Origin of the sequence: Streptomyces sp. cg40, from assembly GCF_050320165.1 — a bacterium.
Classification (GTDB): Bacteria; Actinomycetota; Actinomycetes; order Streptomycetales; family Streptomycetaceae; genus Streptomyces; species Streptomyces hokutonensis.
In genome coordinates this window covers 6654103-6670822 of the sequence record NZ_CP190128.1, presented here as the reverse complement: position 1 = coordinate 6670822, position 16720 = coordinate 6654103, and the positions used below count along the sequence as shown (strand labels likewise).

20 protein-coding genes and 1 tRNA gene are annotated in these 16720 nt (G+C 69.0%); 8 read left to right on the top strand and 13 right to left on the bottom strand.

The window, feature by feature from the left end; all coding sequences use genetic code 11:
• Positions 1-62: 62 nt before the first annotated feature.
• The 3 genes from ACQHII_RS30025 to ACQHII_RS30015 all read left to right on the top strand — a co-directional run bounded on the left by ACQHII_RS30025 (position 63) and on the right by ACQHII_RS30015 (position 1497).
• Complete coding sequence (locus ACQHII_RS30025) at positions 63-725, top strand: HNH endonuclease (RefSeq protein ID WP_427922195.1); 663 nt, start codon at positions 63-65, stop codon at positions 723-725.
• Positions 722-1399 carry an HNH endonuclease gene (locus ACQHII_RS30020; RefSeq protein WP_427922194.1) on the top strand — a complete coding sequence of 226 codons (678 nt, stop codon included), beginning with the start codon at positions 722-724 and terminating at the stop codon, positions 1397-1399. The genes ACQHII_RS30025 and ACQHII_RS30020 overlap by 4 nt, the downstream gene beginning before the upstream one ends.
• Before the next feature lie 15 nt (positions 1400-1414).
• Positions 1415-1497, top strand: a tRNA-Leu gene (locus ACQHII_RS30015).
• A 41-nt stretch (positions 1498-1538) separates the two neighbouring features.
• Here ACQHII_RS30015 and rdgB read toward each other — a convergent pair.
• The 4 genes from rdgB to ACQHII_RS29995 form a co-directional block, all read right to left on the bottom strand.
• A complete protein-coding gene (rdgB, locus tag ACQHII_RS30010; protein ID WP_427922193.1) occupies positions 1539-2141 on the bottom strand; it encodes an RdgB/HAM1 family non-canonical purine NTP pyrophosphatase in 603 nt (200 codons plus the stop codon).
• Positions 2142-2172: 31 nt separating this feature from the next.
• The gene (locus tag ACQHII_RS30005) at positions 2173-2571 is read right to left on the bottom strand and encodes a hypothetical protein (protein WP_427922192.1); all 399 of its coding nucleotides are present in this window, start codon (positions 2569-2571) and stop codon (positions 2173-2175) included.
• Between the two features lie 149 nt (positions 2572-2720).
• Positions 2721-3458 (bottom strand): ribonuclease PH, encoded by a 738-nt coding sequence (gene rph, locus ACQHII_RS30000; RefSeq protein ID WP_427922191.1) that lies wholly within the window; start codon positions 3456-3458, stop codon positions 2721-2723.
• 103 nt (positions 3459-3561) lie between these two features.
• Positions 3562-3921, bottom strand: coding sequence for a PTS glucose/sucrose transporter subunit IIB (locus tag ACQHII_RS29995; protein WP_281176105.1), 360 nt, complete (start codon positions 3919-3921; stop codon positions 3562-3564).
• A gap of 15 nt (positions 3922-3936) precedes the next feature.
• On the opposite strand from ACQHII_RS29995, the gene ACQHII_RS29990 reads away from it, so the two are divergent.
• Both ACQHII_RS29990 and ACQHII_RS29985 read left to right on the top strand, forming a co-directional pair.
• Positions 3937-5229: a PTS transporter subunit EIIC gene (locus tag ACQHII_RS29990; RefSeq protein WP_427922190.1), complete on the top strand. Its 1293-nt coding sequence runs from the start codon at positions 3937-3939 to the stop codon at positions 5227-5229.
• 204 nt (positions 5230-5433) lie between these two features.
• Positions 5434-6684, top strand: a complete 1251-nt coding sequence (locus ACQHII_RS29985; protein WP_427922189.1) for a PTS transporter subunit EIIC — start codon at positions 5434-5436, stop codon at positions 6682-6684.
• A gap of 65 nt (positions 6685-6749) precedes the next feature.
• Here ACQHII_RS29985 and ACQHII_RS29980 read toward each other — a convergent pair whose 3' ends face one another.
• Complete coding sequence (locus ACQHII_RS29980) at positions 6750-7502, bottom strand: MBL fold metallo-hydrolase (RefSeq protein WP_200715496.1); 753 nt, start codon at positions 7500-7502, stop codon at positions 6750-6752.
• Between the two features lie 213 nt (positions 7503-7715).
• On the opposite strand from ACQHII_RS29980, the gene ACQHII_RS29975 reads away from it, so the two are divergent.
• On the top strand, positions 7716-8141 hold the full coding sequence (locus ACQHII_RS29975) for a type II toxin-antitoxin system PemK/MazF family toxin (protein WP_427922188.1): 426 nt from the start codon (positions 7716-7718) through the stop codon (positions 8139-8141).
• Positions 8142-8230: 89 nt separating this feature from the next.
• Positions 8231-9136 (top strand): hypothetical protein, encoded by a 906-nt coding sequence (locus tag ACQHII_RS29970; protein WP_427922187.1) that lies wholly within the window; start codon positions 8231-8233, stop codon positions 9134-9136.
• Between the two features lie 18 nt (positions 9137-9154).
• Here ACQHII_RS29970 and ACQHII_RS29965 read toward each other — a convergent pair whose 3' ends face one another.
• The 8 genes from ACQHII_RS29965 to clpS form a co-directional block, all read right to left on the bottom strand.
• Positions 9155-10105, bottom strand: coding sequence for a PLP-dependent cysteine synthase family protein (locus tag ACQHII_RS29965; protein WP_019065919.1), 951 nt, complete (start codon positions 10103-10105; stop codon positions 9155-9157).
• A gap of 6 nt (positions 10106-10111) precedes the next feature.
• Positions 10112-10390: a MoaD/ThiS family protein gene (locus ACQHII_RS29960; protein WP_019065920.1), complete on the bottom strand. Its 279-nt coding sequence runs from the start codon at positions 10388-10390 to the stop codon at positions 10112-10114.
• Positions 10391-10487: 97 nt separating this feature from the next.
• Positions 10488-10583 (bottom strand): putative leader peptide, encoded by a 96-nt coding sequence (locus ACQHII_RS29955; protein ID WP_427922186.1) that lies wholly within the window; start codon positions 10581-10583, stop codon positions 10488-10490.
• An 88-nt stretch (positions 10584-10671) separates the two neighbouring features.
• On the bottom strand, positions 10672-11715 hold the full coding sequence (locus ACQHII_RS29950; RefSeq protein ID WP_427922185.1) for a LacI family DNA-binding transcriptional regulator: 1044 nt from the start codon (positions 11713-11715) through the stop codon (positions 10672-10674).
• A gap of 47 nt (positions 11716-11762) precedes the next feature.
• On the bottom strand, positions 11763-12191 hold the full coding sequence (locus ACQHII_RS29945; protein ID WP_427922184.1) for a Mov34/MPN/PAD-1 family protein: 429 nt from the start codon (positions 12189-12191) through the stop codon (positions 11763-11765).
• A gap of 97 nt (positions 12192-12288) precedes the next feature.
• Positions 12289-13725 (bottom strand): amino acid permease, encoded by a 1437-nt coding sequence (locus tag ACQHII_RS29940; RefSeq protein WP_427922183.1) that lies wholly within the window; start codon positions 13723-13725, stop codon positions 12289-12291.
• A gap of 609 nt (positions 13726-14334) precedes the next feature.
• Positions 14335-14940 carry a DUF2017 domain-containing protein gene (locus ACQHII_RS29935; RefSeq protein ID WP_093627178.1) on the bottom strand — a complete coding sequence of 202 codons (606 nt, stop codon included), beginning with the start codon at positions 14938-14940 and terminating at the stop codon, positions 14335-14337.
• 12 nt (positions 14941-14952) lie between these two features.
• A complete protein-coding gene (gene clpS, locus ACQHII_RS29930; protein WP_043679478.1) occupies positions 14953-15270 on the bottom strand; it encodes an ATP-dependent Clp protease adapter ClpS in 318 nt (105 codons plus the stop codon).
• A gap of 80 nt (positions 15271-15350) precedes the next feature.
• Between clpS and ACQHII_RS29925 the strand changes: the two genes are divergently transcribed.
• Positions 15351-16697: a nicotinate phosphoribosyltransferase gene (locus ACQHII_RS29925; RefSeq protein ID WP_427922182.1), complete on the top strand. Its 1347-nt coding sequence runs from the start codon at positions 15351-15353 to the stop codon at positions 16695-16697.
• The last annotated feature ends 23 nt before the right edge of the window (positions 16698-16720 follow it).

The window sequence follows — 16720 nt, the reverse complement described above, 5'->3', positions numbered from 1 at the left end:
CGACAAGCGGTTCGTTACTCCGTACGAGGCCACGAACGTGTGGTCGGGATCGGAGGGGAGCCATGGGGGTCAGCGCGTATTCACGGGAGCGGCTGGAGGTGGCGGCTCAGGGGGCGCGGACGTTGTCGGAGGCGTTGGAGCGGTTGGGGGTCGATCCGGGGAGTTCAACGCGGGAGTACATCCGAGCGCGGTTGAAGAAGCTCGGGGTGGACACCTCACACTTCGAAAGGGAGGGGAACAAATGGACGAGGAAAATACTTGAGTCAGCTGTTGCCACGTCGACGAGCGTCAACGACGTCCTGCGCACGCTTGGGCTGGACCCGGTCGGCGGACACCACACCCACATCGCCCGACGCATCAAGGCCCACGGGATCGACACCTCGCACTTCACAGCTGTGGTCCGCACCGAGCGCATGAGGCATAACCAGCGCCGCCGGACAGCCGAAGAGATCCTCGTCGCGGACCCATCGGTACACATGAAGCGCACCCCAGGCAGCCGGCTCAAGCGAGCGATGCGCGAGCTCGGCGTAGAAGAACGCTGCGCCCTTTGCGGGATCGAGCCGATATGGCTCGGGAAGTCGCTGCCTCTGGAAGTCGACCATCTCGACGGTGATTGGCGGAACAACCGGATCGAGAACCTGCGGATGCTCTGCCCCAACTGCCATTCCACGACGGACAGTTACCGAGGGCGCGGAAAAGGACGCGGCAAAGGTGGCGCCTCATGAGCACCGGTGCGCAGTACACCCGCGAACGACTCACCGAAGCCGCCGCACGCTGTTCCGACATCGACGAGGTCATCGCCTTCTTCGGTACACGGCCCTACGGCAAACTCCGCCGCTACCTCTTCCTGCGTTTCGACCACTTCGGAATCGACGTCTCCCACATGCCACGTCGGAGACGATCGAACGCGGTGCCATGCAAACCGGCCGGAGACAGACTGCGCCGCGCCGTCGAGGGGGCCACGTCCATCGCGGACACGCTCCGCAAGCTGGGGATGGAGCCGTACAACAGCAGGCTGCGCACCCTAGTCCGCCGGTGGATGACGGAGGACGGTCTCGACACCTCTCACTTCCTGGGACAGGCGCACCAGCGAGGACGGCCAGGCAGCGTGCCTCTTCGGCGCGCCGAGAACATCCTCGTCCAGCACGATGGCGGTCGCCGGACAAGAACCCACCTGTTGCGCCGGGCGCTCCTGGAGGTGGGTGCGCCTGAGGTGTGCGCCGAATGCGGGACCGGCCCCGAGTGGCTCGGCAGGCCCATGACGCTGGAGGTCGATCACATCAACGGGGACTGGAGCGACGACCGGCGGGAGAACCTGCGGTTGCTGTGTCCCAACTGCCACGCCATCACCAGGACCTGGTGTAGAGGTGGGAGCCGCAATCGTAGGCATCCCCGGTAGCATGAGGTCGGGCACGCGGCCGTTGCTGAACGGTATAAGCAGAGGTTTTAGGTGCCTCGGGGCATTTGCCCATGTGGGTTCGACTCCCATCGGCCGCACACTCGGAGGGGCTGTCCATATGGACAGCCCCTCCGCCGTCTCACCCCAACAACTCCCGCACCACCGGCACCAACCCCCGAAACGCCTTCCCCCGATGACTGATCGCGTTCTTCTCCTCCGCCGTCAGCTCCGCGCAGGTTCGGGTGTCGCCGTCCGGCTGGAGGATCGGGTCGTAGCCGAAGCCGTTCGTGCCGGTCGGCACAAACCTCAGGACGCCCCTCAGCCGGCCTTCCACCACGCGTTCCGTGCCGTCCGGCAGCGCGAGGGCCGCCGCGCACGCGAAGTGGGCGCCTCGGTGTTCGTCGGCGATGTCGGCGAGCTGGGCCAGGAGGAGGGTCAGGTTGGCCTTGTCGTCGCCGTGGTGGCCGGCCCAGCGGGCGGAGAAGATGCCCGGGGCGCCGTTCAACACGTCCACGCACAGGCCTGAGTCGTCCGCCACCGCCGGGAGGCCCGTTGCCTGGGCCAGGGCGTGGGCCTTGAGGAGCGCGTTCTCGGCGAAGGTGACGCCCGTTTCCCTGACGTCGGGGATGTCGGGGTAGGACTCGGCGCCGATCAGTTCGTGGGGCAGTCCCGCGTCGGCGAGGATCGACCTCAGTTCGGTGATTTTCCCGGCGTTGCGGGTGGCGAGGATCAGGCGTGTCATGGCGTTCAGTATCCCAACCACCCACTGTCGTCTACGACGTGCACACCTTCGTCAGCTCTCCCGCCGCGTCCGTCACCGGGCTGATGTCGGGGGTGTTGTCGCCGTTCTTGACCGCCGTGCGGACGTTGTCGACGGCCTTGCTGAGGTCGTCGACCGCCTTGTTGACGTCCGCGTTGTCGGTCTTGTCGCCGATCTTGTCGAGGTCCTGCTCGATGGAGTTGAGGGACTGGTCGGTCTGGGTGGGGTCGTTGGCCGCGTTCTCCACCGCCTGTTGGAGGCCGGTGACGCTGTCGGCGATGGTGTCGGCGGTCTGGACGCAGTCGATGGCCTTGTCGACGGCGTCGCAGCCGGTGGTGAGTCCGGTGGTCAGAGCGATCACCGCCACGGTGGTGGCTACGACGATTCGGCTACGACGGCTTGCGGCGGCCATGGTTCGGTTTCCTCCCCGTGGGGGTGGGCTGCTGCGGCCACTCCCCGTTTCCGTTCCGTATGCGTAGGGACGCGAGCGCGGGCTGCCGGGTTGACCCCGCAGCCCGCTTCTCTTTGTACGTCCTTTACTGACCCTGTCCGCCCAGCCTCTTACTTCTCCAGCGCGGCCTCAAGTGCCTTTCGCTGTACGGCGGTCAGCTCGCCGCAGCCGGCGACCGCGAGGTCGAGGAGCGCGTTGAGTTCGTCGCGGGCGAAGGGTTCGGCCTCGGCGGTGCCCTGGACCTCGACGAAGCGGCCGTCGCCGGTGCAGACGACGTTCATGTCGGTCTCGGCGCGGACGTCCTCCTCGTAGCAGAGGTCCAGCAGCGGGATTCCGCCGACGATGCCGACCGAGACGGCCGAGACCGTGTCGGTGAGCGGCTGGCGGCCGGCCTTGATCAGCTTCTTGCCCTGGGCCCAGGTGACCGCGTCCGCGAGCGCGACGTAGGCGCCGGTGATGGCGGCCGTACGGGTGCCGCCGTCGGCCTGGAGGACGTCGCAGTCGAGGACGATGGTGTTCTCGCCGAGGGCCTTGTAGTCGATGACGGCGCGCAGCGAGCGGCCGATGAGGCGGCTGATCTCGTGGGTGCGGCCGCCGATCTTGCCGCGGACGGACTCGCGGTCGCCGCGGGTGTTGGTGGCGCGGGGCAGCATGGAGTACTCAGCGGTGACCCAGCCCTCGCCGCTGCCCTTGCGCCAGCGGGGGACGCCTTCGGTGACGGAGGCGGTGCAGAAGACCTTGGTGTCGCCGAAGGAGACGAGGACGGAGCCCTCGGCGTGCTTGCTCCAGCCGCGTTCGATGGTGACGGGGCGGAGCTGTTCGGGGGTGCGGCCGTCGATTCGAGACATGGCGAAGAGCCTAGTGGTAGGGCCGGACCCGTAAGGGGGAAGGGGCTCCTCCCCGGTCGGGAGGAGCCCCTCGGTGCGCGAGGCCGGGGATGGTCCCCGTGCTTCACATCAGGTCTTCGATGTCCGCCGCGATCGGGTCCGCGTCGGTGCCGATGACGACCTGGATGGCGGTGCCCATCTTGACGACGCCGTGGGCGCCGGCGGCCTTGAGGGCGGCTTCGTCGACCAAGCTCGGGTCCTTGACCTCGGTGCGCAGGCGGGTGATGCAGCCTTCGACCTCTTCGATGTTGTCGATGCCGCCCAGCCCGGCAACGATCTTCTCAGCCTTGGTGGCCATGGTGTTCTCTCCCTGATCCGAACCGCTTTGTCGCAGTAACCCACAGTTGGCCCAGCTTCGCGAGCGGTCATGTCGTGCGTGCCGAATGATGGTGACGATCACGTCGCCAACTGGTCTACACCACATTACCGAGGGGCGTCCATGAGTGCCGACAGTGCCGCCGCCGGTCCCGGGCGCGTCTCCTGGAACAAGCTGTTCCAGGGGTTGCAGAAGATGGGCCGCAGTCTCCAACTCCCCATCGCCGTACTGCCGGCCGCCGGCATCCTCAACCGGCTGGGGCAGCCGGACGTGTTCGGGGACGACGGTCTGGGGTGGACCAATGTCTCGAAGGTGATGGCGGGTGCGGGCGGCGCGCTGCTGGACGGCCAGCTGGGGTTGCCGCTGCTGTTCTGTGTGGGTGTCGCGATCGGGATGGCGAAGAAGTCGGACGGGTCGACGGCGCTGGCGGGGCTGGTCGGTTTCCTCGTCTACTACAACGTGCTGCGCCAGTTCCCCAAGGACTGCACGGGCGGTACGAACGTGCTGCCCGGGATCGGCTGCCAGGCCGCGGACCACTCGGTGTCGGCGTTCACGTACCAGAATCCCGGGGTGTTCGGCGGGATCGTGCTGGGGCTGCTGACGGCGTTCTTCTGGGCGCGGTACCACCGTACGAAGCTGGTGGACTGGCTGGGCTTCTTCAACGGGCGGCGGCTGGTGCCGATCATCATGTCGTTCGTGGCGATCGCGGTCGCGGCGGTGGCGCTGTGGATCTGGCCGCCGATCGGAACCGGTCTCGAGCACTTCAGCGACTGGCTGAGCGCCCGGGGCGCGGTGGGTGCCGGGGTGTTCGGGCTGGCCAACCGGGCGCTGCTGGTCGTGGGGCTGCACCAGTTCCTGAACGTGCCCATCTGGTTCCAGTTCGGCAGCTACACCAAGCCGGACGGGACGGTGGTGCACGGGGACATCAACATGTTCCTGGCGGGTGACCCGAACGCGGGGCAGTTCACCTCGGGCTTCTTCCCGATCATGATGTTCGCGCTGCCGGCGGCGGCGCTCGCGATCGCACACTGCGCGAAGCCGAGCCGCCGCAAAGAGGTGGGCGGGCTGATGCTGTCGGTCGCGCTGACGTCCTTCGTCACCGGTATCACCGAGCCCATCGAGTACTCGTTCCTGTTCATCGCGCCTCTCCTCTACGCCGTCCACGCGGTGTTGACGGGTGTGTCGATGGCGGTGACCTGGGGGCTCGGGGTGCACGACGGGTTCAGCTTCTCGGCGGGGCTGATCGACTACGCGATCAACTGGAACCTGGCGACGAAACCGTGGGCGATCATTCCGATCGGGCTGTGCTTCGCGGCGGTGTACTACGTCGTCTTCCGTTTCGCGATCACGAAGTTCGATCTGAAGACTCCGGGGCGGGAGCCGGAGGAGGAGCAGGAGGACGTCACCAAGGCCTGACGGAACGGCCTTACGGCGTAAGCGAGTTGGGCCCCCGGACCACCGGTCCGGGGGCCCTTTGCCGTGCCCGTCGTCGGACCTTCGTCGTGTACGTGGCGTAGCGATTCGGTCGCAGGTTTTACGGGTTCCTTTATGCGGACTTCATCTGCTACAACAGGTCTACACCACTGAGTGGTGTAGACCACCACCCGATGGAGGAAGTCTATGTCCACCGCCACCGCGCCAACGGCGGCCCCCGCGAAGAAGTGGGGATCCGGCCTGTTCCAGGGCCTGCAGAAGATCGGCCGCAGCCTCCAGCTCCCGATCGCCGTGCTTCCGGCGGCGGGCATTCTGCTCCGCTTCGGGCAGGCCGACATCCACGACAAGCTGCATCTGCCGGACAAGGTGACGGCGGTCTTCGCCACCGCCGGTGGCGCGATCTTCGACAACCTGCCGCTGCTGTTCTGCATAGGTGTCGCGATCGGCTTCGCCAAGAAGTCCGACGGCTCCACGGCGCTGGCGGCACTCGTCGGCTTCCTCGTCTACAGCAATGTGCTCAAGGCCTTCCCGGTCACCGACGCCAAGATCCTCAAGGGCGCGGACGTGGCCGCGACCTACAACAACCCCGGTGTCCTCGGCGGCATCATCATGGGTCTGCTCTCCGCGGTGCTGTGGCAGAGGTTCCACCGGACCAAGCTGGTCGACTGGCTCGGCTTCTTCAACGGCCGCCGCCTGGTGCCGATCATCATGGCCTTCGTCGGCACGCTCATGGGTGTCTTCTTCGGCCTGGTCTGGAAGCCGATCGGTGAGGGCATCTCCAACTTCGGCGAGTGGATCACCGGTCTCGGCGCCTTCGGTGCCGGTCTGTTCGGTCTGATCAACCGCGGGCTGATCCCGGTCGGCATGCACCAGTTCGTCAACTCCGTGGCCTGGTTCCAGATCGGCGACTACAAGGACTCCACCGGTGCCGTCGTCCACGGTGACCTGACCCGCTTCTTCGCGGGTGACCCGTCCGCCGGACAGTTCATGTCGGGCTTCTTCCCCATCATGATGTTCGGCCTGCCGGCCGCCGCGCTCGCCATCGCGCACTCCGCCCGCCCCGAGCGCCGCAAGGCCATCATGGGCATGATGATCTCGCTCGCGCTGACGTCCTTCGTGACCGGTGTGACCGAGCCCATCGAGTTCTCGTTCATGTTCATCGCCCCGGCGCTCTACGCGATCCACGCGGTGCTGACCGCCCTGTCCATGGCGATCACCTGGGCGCTCGGCGTCCACGCGGGCTTCACCTTCTCCGCGGGCTTCATCGACTACGCCCTCAACTGGAACCTCGCCACCAAGCCCTGGCTGATCATCCCGATCGGTCTGGTCTTCGGCGCCGTCTACTACTTCGTCTTCCGCTTCGCGATCAACAAGTGGAACCTCCCCACCCCGGGCCGCGAGCCCGAGGAGGAGATCGAGGACCTCACCAAGGCGTGAGCCTCCCGGCGGCGTGACGAAGGCCCCGGCACCGAGACGGTGCCGGGGCCTTCAGGTATCCACGGTCAGATGTCGTACGACGCCCTCGGCGCCGCCAGTTCCACCGGGCCGGCGAAGACCTCGCGGGCGTCGGCCAGGTTGGCCTGGGGGTCGGTCCACGGGGGGATGTGGGTCAGGACCAGGCGCCGGGCTCCCGCCCTGGTCGCCGTCTCGCCCGCCTCGCGGCCGTTGAGGTGGAGGTCGGGGATGTTCTCCTTGCCGTGGGTGAACGCGGCCTCGCACAGGAACAGGTCGGTGTCCCGGGCGAGTTCGTCCAGGGACTCGCTGACGCCCGTGTCACCGGAGTAGGTGAGGGACCGGCCGCCGTGCTCGACGCGGATGGCGTAGGCCTCGACGGGGTGGCGGACCCGCTCGGTGTGCACGGTGAAGGGGCCGACGTCGAACGTGGACGGCTTCACCGTGTGGAAGTCGAAGACCTCGCTCATCGAGGAGGCGGTGGGGGTGTCGGCGTAGGCCGTGGTGAGGCGGTGCTCGGTGCCCTCGGGGCCGTAGACCGGGATGGGGTCGCAACGGCCGCCGTCGTGGCGGTAGTAGCGCGCGACGAAGTACGCGCACATGTCGATGCAGTGGTCGGCGTGCAGATGGCTGAGGAAGATCGCGTCGAGGTCGTAGAGACCGCAGTGGCGCTGCAGCTCGCCAAGGGCGCCGTTGCCCATGTCGAGGAGCAGCCGGAAGCCGTCGGCCTCTACGAGGTAGCTCGAACAGGCCGATTCCGCGGACGGGAACGACCCCGAGCAGCCGACGACGGTGAGCTTCATAAAGCAGAAACCTCCGCTGGCGGTAACTTCTGGAGTTGGGGGACGGGGGTCGTGCGGTCCGTCGAGCGTAAGGCGCAAAAGGGCCGGTCGCTCCTCCGCCAAGGGCTGTTGTGGGGGAACTCACCTGTGGTGTCACCGGTTCGGCTGGAACCGGGGCGTGTGGGGTGCACGAGAGGGCGCGCGGCCAGGATTGCGCGCCGGTAACGTCTTCCCATGGACAGGTTCTGGTGGCTCGCGCTCGCGGCGGTGATGTTGCTGGCGCTGGTCGCCACGCTGGTCGACGGGTGGGGGCGCGGGCGCCGGCCCGCACGGAGGGCGCGGGGTGACCGGCCGCAGCCCGCCGAGATCTGGTGGGCCAACGTTCCCTACGAGGATCGGCCGGGCGCGGCGAAGGACCGGCCGTGTCTGGTGCTCGCGGTGCGCGGGCGGACCGCGACGGTCGCGAAGATCACCAGCAAGTACCACGACGAGCGCGGCGGGGTGATCGCACTGCCCCCGGGGTCGGTCGGGGACGCGCAGGGACGGGCGAGTTATCTGGAGACCGCCGAGCTGCGGTCCGTGCCGGTGGCCGATTTCCGACGGCGGGTGGGGGTCGCGGACCCGGTGCTGTGGGACCAGGTCCGGCATCTCGCCCGGTAGGCGTGCGATGCGCAACGACCGCTGATCGCACGGCAATTGGGGTGGCGCGCGACGGGGTCGAACGCCGGTGTGCGGGGATACTGACCCGTATGACGGACTGGCTCGTACTCGCGGGTTGTGTGGTGGTCTCGTGGCTGGCGTGGGGTCTCGACAACCGCGCGCGTGACGCTGTCGAGGAGGCCCGGCGGAAGGCGTTCCTCGCCCAGGAGCGGAACGACGTCCGCGTCGAGCCGGATACCGTGGAACGGCTCGGTCCGACGGGCCTGGTCTGGCTGAACGGCCAGGCCCCCTCAAGGATGAGAGAGGGCGCGGTGGCCGCACTGGTGGCCGCCGGTCTGCTGCACCGGACGTCGCCCGACGAACCCGGCAGGCAGCGTTGGATCGCTCGCGGCACGCTGCCCGTGACCGCCGACGCGTTCGAGCGCGAACTGTGGACCGCGGCGCTGCCGCCGCATGCGCGCGACCCTGCCCACTACCGCCTCCACCTGGAGGGCGAGTACTTGTCGGACCTGGTGATCCCGAACTCCTGGCACCTGCTGAAGGAGGCGAGGGCGCGGCTGATCAGCGAGGGCTACATGCGGGAGAAGTCCGAGCGCGTGCCCGGCGGACCGCGGGCCCGGGGCCGCTGGTCGACGATCGCCGCGGCCGCGGCCGTGCCGGCGGTGGCCGTGCTGCTCCTCGACCAGGCCTGGATCCGGGCCGCGCTGGCGCTGGTCATCGGTGCGCTCACCGTAGTGCAGGCGCTGCCCGGCGGTCGGTTCACGCCTCGGCCGCTGCCTCCCACGACCGCCAAGGGGGACGAGGTGCTCAGGATGGCGTTCGAACGGTACGCGGAGCTGGATCCGGCCACGCGCCCGGCGACGGAGCCGTACGACCCGGGCCAGGTGCAGCTGGCGGTCGCGCTCTACGGCCTCGCGGTGCTCGACCACGTCGACGCGAGGATGAAGGGCGACTGGGGCCGTGAGGCGGTCATGTCCTGGGGCCCCGGGGAGTGACCGCCCGGGGCGCTCGGATCAGGCCCAGAGCTGACCCTGGAGGGTCTTGATCGCTTCCTCGGTCGTCGCCGCCGTGTACACGCCCGTGGACAGGTACTTCCAGCCGCCGTCCGCGACCACGAACGCGATGTCCGCGCTCTCCCCCGCCGCCACGGCCTTCCTGCCGACGCCGATCGCAGCGTGCAGGGCCGCGCCGGTGGAGACGCCGGCGAAGATGCCCTCCTGCTGGAGGAGTTCGCGGGTGCGGGTGACCGCGTCGGCGGAGCCGACCGAGAAGCGGGTGGTGAGGACGGAGGCGTCGTAGAGCTCGGGGACGAAGCCCTCGTCGAGGTTGCGGAGGCCGTAGACGAGGTCGTCGTAGCGCGGCTCGGCGGCGACGATCTTCACGTCCGGCTTGTGCTCGCGGAGGTAGCGGCCGACGCCCATGAGGGTGCCGGTCGTGCCCAGGCCCGCCACGAAGTGGGTGATGGAGGGGAGGTCGGTGAGGATCTCCGGGCCCGTCGTGGCGTAGTGGGCGCCCGCGTTGTCCGGGTTGCCGTACTGGTAGAGCATCACCCAGTCGGGGTGCTCGGCGGAGAGCTCCTTCGCCACGCGTACGGCCGTGTTGGAGCCGCCCGCCGCCGGGCTCGGGATGATCTCGGCGCCCCACATGCCGAGCAGTTCACGGCGTTCCTGCGAGGTGTTCTCGGGCATCACGCAGACCATGCGGTAGCCCTTGAGCTTCGCGGCCATCGCCAGGGAGATGCCAGTGTTGCCGGAGGTCGGCTCCAGGATCGTGCAGCCGGGGGTCAGGCGGCCGTCCTTCTCCGCCTGTTCGATCATGTGCAGGGCCGGGCGGTCCTTGACCGAGCCGGTCGGGTTGCGGTCCTCCAGCTTGGCCCAGATGCGGACGTCGGTGGACGGCGAGAGCCGCGGCAGGCGCACCAGAGGGGTGTTGCCCACCGCGGCCAGCGGGGAGTCGTAGCGCATCGAGGATCAGGCCATGCCGCCGGCCACGGCCGGCAGGATCGTGACGCTGTCGCCGTCGGTGAGCTTGGTGTTGATGCCGTCGAGGAAGCGGACGTCCTCGTCGTTCAGGTAGACGTTGACGAAGCGGCGCAGCTCGCCGCCGTCCACGATGCGGGCCTGGATGCCCGCGTGCCGGGTCTCGAGGTCGGCGAAGAGCGCGGCGAGGTTCTCACCGGCACCCTCGACGGCCTTCTCGCCGCCGGTGTAGGTGCGGAGGATGGTGGGGATGCGGACCTCGATGGCCATGGCAAGGGGCTCCTGTCGGAAGCGGGAGGGGTCGTCTGGTGTCGGTGGGCACACGTCTCTTGCCGCGGCGCACGGCCTGTACGGCGACAGCGCGCTGTCAACAGATGGCGCTGTTCAGCCTGCACAGGTCGACGTGCAGCCGCGCCACGAGCAGCGTGCCCGGCGCCTTGTCGCTCACGTCGAAGAGAACCATGGGCTCATCGTATCGATTCCCGGTCCGGGCCCCGGTAGGTGATCTCACAATTCGGACGAAATTCATTCGGGGGGTGAGACGGCGCAGCTCAGGCGGACTGCCGTACCACCAGCCGGGTGGGCACGATCGCCGAGGGCAGGTCGTGTCCGGAGTGCTGTTCGGTGCGGTCGAACAGCAGCCGGGCCAGCAGACGGCCCATCTCGGCGACGTCCTGGTGGACGGTGGTCAGCGGCGGGTCGGTCGACTCGGAGATGGAGACGAGGTCGTCGAAGCCGACCAGGGCCACGTCCTCGGGGACCCGGCGCCCGCGTTCGCGCAGGGTCTGGAGGGCGCCGGCGGCCATGAGGTCGGAGGCGACGAAGACGGCGTCCAGGTCGGGGTGGCGGTCGAGCAGCGCGGCCATCGCGTCGGCGCCGCCCTGGCGCGTGTAGTCGGCGCGTTCGACCAGGTGGGGCGTGGTGTCCGGGAGGGCGTCGCGGTAGCCGGCGAGCCGGTCGGCGGCGGAGTGCTCCTGGTCGTAGGGGCCGGTGACGGTGGCGATGCGCTGCCGGCCCAGCGCGAGGAGGTGGTGGACGGCCTGGCGGGCGCCGCCGCGGTTGTCGCCGTCGACGTAGGCCTGGCCGCGCACGGGGTCGCCGTCGCACAGGAGGGGTCGGCCGCCGAAGACGGCGGGCAGGGCGAGCCGGTCGACCATCTCGGGCATCCGGTCGCCGGGGCGCAGCGAGAACAGGATCGCGCCGTCGACATGGCCGCCGCCGAGGTAGTCGGCCACGCGCGCGTAGTCGTCGGGTTCGTCCACGAACAGGAGGACGGCCTGGGCGCCGTGCCGGGCGAGTTCGGAGCGGATGCCGCGCAGCAGGCAGTCGAAGAACGGGTCGAGGAAGAGCCGGTCCTCGGGCTGCGCGGCCACGACCGCGACGGCGCCGGTGCGCCGGGTGACCAGTTGCCGGGCCGCCTGGTTGGGCACGTACCCCAGCGCGGAGATCGCCTCCCGGACCCGGACCGCGACCTCCTCACTCACCTTGGGCTCGCCGTTGACCACCCGCGACACCGTGGACTTGGAGACCCCCGACCAGCGGGCGACATCCTCCAGCGTGGGCCGCCGTGCGTTCGACCGCTGCGTCAACACCATCTCCGTCAGGGCGAGTTGGGCTGTTGCGTACGCGGTCAGTATGCCTCTCAGTACGCCTCTACGACCTTGACGTCCTCCTCGGTGATCTCGCCCTCCACGATCCGGTAGGAGCGGAACTGGAAGGGGCCGGCGTCGTCGGTGTCGGCGGTGGAGACCAGGACGTAGTGGGCGCCGGGTTCGTTGGCGTAGGAGAGGTCGGTGCGGGAGGGGTAGGCCTCGGTCGCGGTGTGGGAGTGGTAGATGATCACCGGCTCCTCGTCGCGGTCGTCCATCTCGCGGTAGAGCTTCAGCAGGTCCTGCGAGTCGAACTCGTAGAACGTGGGCGAGCGGGCCGCGTTCAGCATCGGGATGAACCGCTCGGGGCGGTCCGTGCCCGCCGGGCCCGCGACGACTCCGCACGCCTCGTCGGGGTGGTCCTCGCGCGCGTGGGTGACGATCTGGTCGAAGAGGGCCTGGGTGATGGTCAGGGTCGACATGGTCGTCAGGATAAGCAGAAGGGCCGCCGGGCAAGCAGTAGGGCCGCCCTGTACCGAGTGGTGGTACGGGGCGGCCCGGATGCCGGGATCCGACGGGTCAGCCGGCCTTCTCGAACCGCGGCTCACGGCGCTCGGTGACCCGCGGGTCGCGGGCCTTGAGGGCGAACCAGCCGGCGGCCAGGGCGAGGGTCCAGCCCGCCATGACGTAGAGGCAGACGCGGGAGTCGGGGTCGTAGGCGATCAGCCCCGTGACGAAGAGCAGGAACGCGATGGCCACGTACGAGAACTTCGCGCCGCCCGGGGCCGGGAAGGACGAGGCCGGGAGGCGGCCGGCGTCGACGGCTCGGCGGTAGAGGACGTGGCTGATCAGGATCATCAGCCAGGTCCAGATGCCGGCGGCGGTGGCGACCGAGGTGACGTAGCCGAAGGCCTTCTCCGGGACGACGTAGTTGAGGACCACGCCGATGCCCATGAAGGCGACGGAGACCGTGATGCCGAGGGCCGGGGTCTTGGACGCGGAGAGCCTGCTGAAGGCCTTCGGGGCCTCGCCGTTGTCCGCGAGGGTGCGGAGCATGCGGCCCGTCGAGTACATGCCCGAGTTGCAGGAGGAGAGGGCGGCGGTGAGGACGACGAAGTTGACGATGCCCGCGCCCGCGGGGATGCCGATCTTCGCGAACGCCTCGACGAACGGGCTGACGCCCGGGGCGAATTCGGTCCACTTCACGACGCAGAGGATGACGGTGAGGGCGCCGACGTAGAAGAGGGCGATGCGCCAGGGGAGGGTGTTGATCGCCTTGGGGAGGGTCTTCTCCGGGTTCTCGGACTCGCCCGCGGTGACGCCGACCAGTTCGACGGCGAGGTAGGCGAACATCACGCCCTGGAGGGTCATCAGGGAGGAGCCGATGCCCTTGGGGAAGAAGCCGTCGAACTGCCAGAGGTTCGCTACGGAGGCGGTGTCGCCGGCGCTGCTGAAGCCGAAGGTGAGCACGCCCAGGCCGATCACGATCATGCCGATCAGGGCGGTGACCTTGACCATCGAGAACCAGAACTCGATCTCGCCGAAGAGCTTCACCGAGATCAGGTTGGCGACGAAGAGGATGACCAGGAAGGCGAGGGCGGTCACCCACTGGGAGACGGCGGGGAACCAGTAGTTGACGTAGATGGCGGCGGCCGTGAGTTCGGCCATGCCGGTGACCACCCACATCAGCCAGTACGTCCACGCGGTGAAGTAGCCGAAGAACGGGCCGAGGAACTCGCGGGAGTACTCCGCGAAGGAGCCCGACACCGGGCGGTACAGGAGCAGTTCGCCCAGGGCCCGCATGATGAAGAAGATGATCACGCCGGCCAGGGCGTACATGAAGATGAGGCTGGGTCCGGCCTTGGCGATGTTCGCCCCGGCTCCCAGGAACAGCCCGACGCCGACGGCGCCGCCGATCGCGATCATCTGGACCTGACGGCTGCCGAGCCCGCGCTCGTACCCCTCCTCGGGGGCCTTGCCGTTCTCGACGTCCTTCTCGACCTGAGCGGAGGTCATGTGTGGTGCGCCTTTCTCCGAATCCCCCCATGGACTGGAGCTGCCCGGCCGAGATCCGTCGGCCGCATGGCGAACCCGGCGGGACATGGGTGGCGTCCGCCGGGCGGTCGTGAAGATCTATCACGGTCACAATCGCGACCGAAGGCGACTTTTGTGGCGCACACCACAGGAAGAAGCAGACAAAAAGGAGCGACGACCAGCATTCCTGGCCGCCGCGGTGACGGGATCGTTATTCGGATTTGAGGGTCCGCTGAGCGAACGGGACGGGACGCTTCGCTGAGAGTGGCGGGGGGGGTGTTGTCGGGTCGCTGCGGCGCGGACGGGGTGGCCGAAAGGGGCGGTGGGCGTTGTCGGTTCGCTGCGGCGCCGTCGTGGCTGGTCGCGGCCACGCGGCGGAGCCGCATATCTATACAGCCCCGCGCCCCCTTGGGGCGCTGGTGAGCCGCAACTGCCTTCGCCGGCCGGCTCAGCGCGCGGATGCGGCCCGTACGGCCGATGCGAGCGCCCCGGCCTATGTCGCGGCGCACTCCATGCGGACGAGGCGACCCGCGCAGCCACGCGGGCCCGGCCGGCACGGCCAGTAGCGACAGCCCGGTCGCGCTGTCGCGGTCAGCGCAGCAAGGTCGTGACCAGCGTCTCCTGGAGGCCGCCCAGCCACAGGTACGCCATGACCATCGGCTTGCGGGGGTCCTCGTCCGGGAGGCGGTAGAGGTCGTCGGTGTCGTCCTCGTCGGTGATGTCGAGGCGTGAACCGATCGCGAGGCGGAGGTCGTTGAGGGAGCCGAGCCACTGGCGGGACTCGTCGGCGGTCAGTTTGAGGACCGCGCCGCCGTCGCCGCCGGGGGTGAGCGAGTCGAGGGTGCGGATCACGGCGAGGGCGTTCTCGCGCTTGCCGGCGCGGAGGTCGTTCTCGGTGAAGCGGCGGAACTCGGCGGAGTGCGCCATCCGTTCCTCCGCGTCCTGCGGGGAGTCCGGGGCCTGCTCCGGGTCGGTGTACGCGTCCGGGAACAGGCGCCGCAGCACCGGGTCCGAGGGCGGTTCGCTCGGGCCCTCGGCGAAGAGTTCGGCGAGGGGGTCGTCGGGGGCGTCCTCGCCCGGGCCCGGGCCGATCAGCTCAAGGAGCTGGACGGCCAGTGACCGGATGATGGAGATCTCGACGTCGTCGAGGGCGACGGCGGCACCGCCGCCGCGCAGCGGTTCGAAGTGTCCTGGCATCGGGCTGAGTCGCTACTTCCGGTCCTGCTGGAGGGTGGCCCACAGACCGTAGCCGTGCATGGCCTGCACGTCGCGCTCCATCTCCTCGCGGCTGCCGCTGGAGACGACCGCGCGGCCCTTGTGGTGGACGTCCATCATGAGTTTGGTGGCCTTGTCCTTGGAGTAGCCGAAGTACGTCTGGAAGACGTACGTCACATAGCTCATGAGGTTGACCGGGTCGTTGTGCACGATCGTGACCCAGGGGACGTCCGGCTCGGGTACGGCGAAGACCTCCTCCGCCGACTCGGTGCGTTCGATCTCCAGGGGTGCGGGTGACGTCACAGCGCCCATGCTGCCACCAGAAGGGGGTGCCCGCACAAATGGACCCCACAAATCGTCAGAGTGACGAGATGGGAGTACCATCCGTTGCCATGAACACAGCGGACCTTGGGCTGCCGGTGGACGTTCCCTCGACGGCGCTCTTCACCGACCACTACGAGCTGACGATGCTGCAGGCCGCCCTCAAGGCGGGTACGGCCGACCGGCGTTCGGTCTTCGAGTGCTTCACCCGGAGGCTGCCCGAGGGCCGCCGCTACGGCGTCGTCGCGGGCACCGGACGCGTGCTGGACGCGGTGGAGAACTTCCGCTTCGACGCGGACGTCCTCGGCTTCCTGCGCGAGCGCAACGTCGTCAACGAGGAGACCCTGGAGTGGCTCGCCGCCTACCGCTTCAGCGGTGACGTCTGGGGCTACCCGGAGGGCGAGGTCTACTTCCCCGGCTCGCCGATCATGCGCGTCGAGGGCTCCTTCGCCGAGTGCGTGCTCCTGGAGACCGTGATCCTCTCCATCCTCAACCACGACTCCGCGATCGCCGCCGCGGCCTCCCGCATGGCCTCCGCCGCCGGGGACCGCCCGCTGATCGAGATGGGTGCCCGCCGCACCCACGAACTCGCCGCCGTCGCCGCCTCCCGCGCCGCCTACGTCGGCGGTTTCGCCACCACCTCCGACCTCGCGGCCGGCTTCCGCTACGGCATCCCCACCGTCGGCACCTCCGCCCACGCCTTCACCCTGCTGCACGACAACGAACGCGACGCGTTCCAGGCCCAGGTGGACTCGCTCGGCCGCAACACGACCCTGCTCGTCGACACGTACGACGTCACCGAGGCCGTCCGTACGGCGGTCGAGGTCGCCGGCCCCGAACTCGGCGCCGTCCGCATCGACTCCGGCGACCTGCTGCTCGTCGCGCACCGCGTGCGGCAGCAGCTGGACGAGCTCGGCGCCGTCAACACGAAGATCATCGTGACCTCCGACCTCGACGAGTACGCCATCGCCTCACTGGCCGCGGCGCCCGTGGACGCGTACGGCGTCGGCACCCAGCTGGTGACCGGCTCCGGGCACCCGACCTGCTCCATGGTCTACAAGCTGGTCGCCCGCGCCGAGTCCGCCGACCCGAAGGCGCCGCTGGTGCCGGTCGCGAAGAAGTCCAGCGGCGGCAAGACGTCCATCGGCGGGCGCAAGTGGGCCGCACGGCGGCTGGACGGTGACGGGATCGCGGAGGCCGAGGTCGTCGGCACCGGGCCCGTCCCCGCCGAACTGGCCGACCGGCAGCTCCTCGTCGAGCTGGTCAAGGGCGGCGAGGTCGTCGCCCGCGAACCGCTGGACGTCGTACGGGACCGGCATGCGGCGGCACGGGCCAACCTGCCCCTGTCGGCGACCCAGTTGTCGCGCGGGGAGGCCGTGATTCCTACGGAGTACGTCCAACTCCGCTCGGGTAGTTAAGACCCGCCACTTACGTCTCGCGA